The organism is Chitinophaga sp., assembly GCF_036569125.1.
Classification (GTDB): Bacteria; Bacteroidota; Bacteroidia; order Chitinophagales; family Chitinophagaceae; genus Chitinophaga.
This window is the reverse complement of sequence record NZ_DATCRF010000771.1, coordinates 1-3005: the sequence shown is the minus strand read 5'-3', so window position 1 is coordinate 3005 and position 3005 is coordinate 1. Positions and strand designations below refer to the sequence as shown.

3 protein-coding genes are annotated in these 3005 nt (G+C 47.2%); all 3 read left to right on the top strand.

The annotated features are described in order from the left end of the window. Positions 1–550: GH39 family glycosyl hydrolase (locus VIM87_RS28495; RefSeq protein WP_414649675.1), on the top strand; the 550-nt coding region annotated here is incomplete at its 5' end. 75 nt (positions 551–625) lie between these two features. Next, positions 626–904 carry a T9SS type A sorting domain-containing protein gene (locus tag VIM87_RS28490; protein ID WP_332000270.1) on the top strand — a complete coding sequence of 93 codons (279 nt, stop codon included), beginning with the start codon at positions 626–628 and terminating at the stop codon, positions 902–904. Between the two features lie 45 nt (positions 905–949). Next, the coding region (locus VIM87_RS28485; protein ID WP_332000269.1) for an alpha-L-fucosidase at positions 950–3005 on the top strand (2056 nt) is incomplete at its 3' end.

The following is a 3005-nucleotide window of genomic DNA, read 5'->3' as shown; positions in this document are numbered from 1 at the left end:
GCCCGGACCCCGCTTTACATCCTTTCACGGAGGCTTTGGAATGCTGAACATCCAGGGTATCAATAAGCCGGTATTCTATGCATACCAGCTTATGAACCGGCTGGGAAATATTGAACTGGCAAATACTGATTCCACTTCGTGGGTCTGCAGGGATTCAACCGGGAATATACAGGCGCTGGCCTGGGATTTTACCAATACGCATCCCGGAGATTCCGTGCACAATCAGCAATATTATATCCGTGATCTTCCTTCAAAACCCAAAGGCAAATTGAAGATCAGCATTGCAAACGTACCTGCGGGAACATATGCGCTTGAAGTATATAAAGTAGGTTACCGCAGCAATGATGCTTATTCCACTTACCTCTCCATGGGAAAACCGGCACAGCTTTCAAAACAGCAGGTGGAGCAGATCAAATCGCAGAATAACGGCAGTCCGGTTTCAAAAGAGATCATAAAAGTGACAGATGGCGCCCCTTTTTCAAGGGAGCTGGAGATCCGGGAAAACGATGTTTACTTTCTGAATCTGATACGACTTTTTAATTCACCCTGAAAACCACTAATGTTATGAAAAACTCCTTACGTACAATTTTGGACGATAAGCGCTGTTGGGCAGGGACGAAAATCAGTGGCCACAGATAGTGCGCAGGTGCATGAATCAGCAGATAACCAGGTGTTGTTATATCCGAATCCCTTTACATCCACCTTCAAAATGACGGTTGACAAGTCCCGTGAGGTAGTACGTGTTACTATATCCGACCTCACGGGTAAGCAGGTTGAAGTGATTGAGCGGCCGTCAGCTTCAGGCTTAATGTCAATGGGAGCTTCCCTGAAAGCCGGTACGTACGTAGTCAGGGTAGAAGGAGCGAACTGGTTAAAAACATCTAAGATCATTAAAGTAGATTAGGAAAAAATAATACATTGGGCCGGAGAATAATAAACCCATAGTGTGATGATCCAAAGAATTTGTAAGATAATAATAGCCGCAGGCTGCCTGGCCGTAAGTGGTTATGCTCAAACCAATGCACCCGGTCCCTGCGGCCCGGTTCCTTCTGAAAACCAGGTGAAATGGCAGGAAATGGAATATTACGCATTCATCCATTTATCTACCAATACTTTTACCGACCAGGAATGGGGATATGGTGAAGACGATCCTAAGATCTTTAACCCGGTGAACCTGGATTGCCGTCAATGGGCCCGTGTTTGTAAAGAAGCGGGTATGAAGGGAATTATTCTTACAGCCAAGCACCATTCAGGATTTTGTTTATGGCCATCAAAGTACACGGAGTATTCCGTTAAAAATTCTGCATGGCGCGGTGGCAAAGGAGATATTGTTCGTGATCTGGCAAATGCCTGTAAAGAATACGGCCTGAAGCTGGGTATTTATTTATCTCCCTGGGACCGGAACAGCGCAGTGTATGGAACACCGGAATACATCACTTACTTCAGGAACCAGCTGAAAGAGCTGCTTACAAACTATGGGGATATTTTTGAAATATGGTTTGATGGAGCTAATGGTGGTTCGGGCTACTACGGCGGCACAAGGGAAACCCGTAAAATAGACCGGACCACTTATTATGACTGGAAGAACACGTATAGGCTTATACGCCAGCTGCAGCCAAAGATCGTTATATGGAACGACGGCGGCGATCGTGGCGACCTGCGCTGGGTAGGCACTGAGGGCGGTTATGTGGGTGAAACGAACTGGAGCCTGCTGAATGCTACCGGAGAGGTACCCTACAATATGTTGCATCATGGACTGGAGAACGGTGATTCCTGGGTGCCGGCTGAGGTGAACACCTCCATCCGTCCCGGGTGGTTCTATCATGCCTATGAAGACAGCAGGGTAAAATCCCTGCCCGATCTTCTGAACACCTACTACAGCTCTTTTGGACGTAACGGCGCCCTGTTGCTGAACTTTCCGGTAGACAGGAGAGGCCTGATCCATGAAACCGATGAAAAGGCGGCGCTGGCACTGGCAAAAGCCGTAAAGGAAGCATTTGCAGTGAACCTTGCTGAAAAGAAAAAAGTGAGCGCTTCAAATGTGCGCGGTAACGCAAAAACCTATGGCGCAGGCATGGCAGTGGATGGAAATAAGAACACCTATTGGGCAACCGATGATGCAGTAACATCCGCATCACTAACCATAGACTTTGGTAAACCGGCTACTTTTAACCGCTTTCTTGCCCAGGAATATATAAGATTAGGCCAGCGGGTAAAAGCTTTTAAAGTTGAGGGATTGGTAAACGGCAGCTGGAAAGAGCTGGCTAGCGGCACTACTATTGGTTACAAACGTATCCTGCTTTTTCCGTCGGTAACGGCTACGCAGCTACGCTTTACCATTACCGCTGCAAAAAGCTGCCCGCTTATATCCAATATAGGCGTTTATAATGCGCCTCCTGTTCTGATGGCCCCTGAAATTATAAGGGATCAGTCCGGGACGGTACATATCAGGCCCGCTGATAAGGAATCCGTTATTTATTATACGCTGGATGGCAGCCAGCCCACAAAAGCGGCCAAGCGATACGAAGCACCTGTACCAACAGATGGAAAAGTGAATGTAAAGGCGGTCGTTTATGATCCCATATCGAAAAAAAGCAGTGCCGTAGCAGGGGAGAAGTTTGACATATCCAGGAAGGACTGGAAAATATCAGGCATTAATGACGATAAAGTTAACCGTGTGATAGACGGAGACCCTGCAACAGCCTGGTACCAGGAACCAGGTACAAAGCTGCCGGCAGATCTTGATATTGACATGGGTAAAACGGAGCATATAGCCGGCTTCAGATACCTGCCCGGCCAGGGCCGTACAGAAGGAATTATTACACAATACCAGTTCTGGGTGTCAGACGATAATAAAGAATGGAGAATAGCAGATGAAGGAGAGTTCTCCAATATTAAAAATAACCCATTGTGGCAGGTAAAGGAATTTAAGCCGGTAAAAGCCCGTTATATCAGGCTGCGTGCGTTACACAATACCCAGCAGAATGATGCGGCAGGTTATGCGG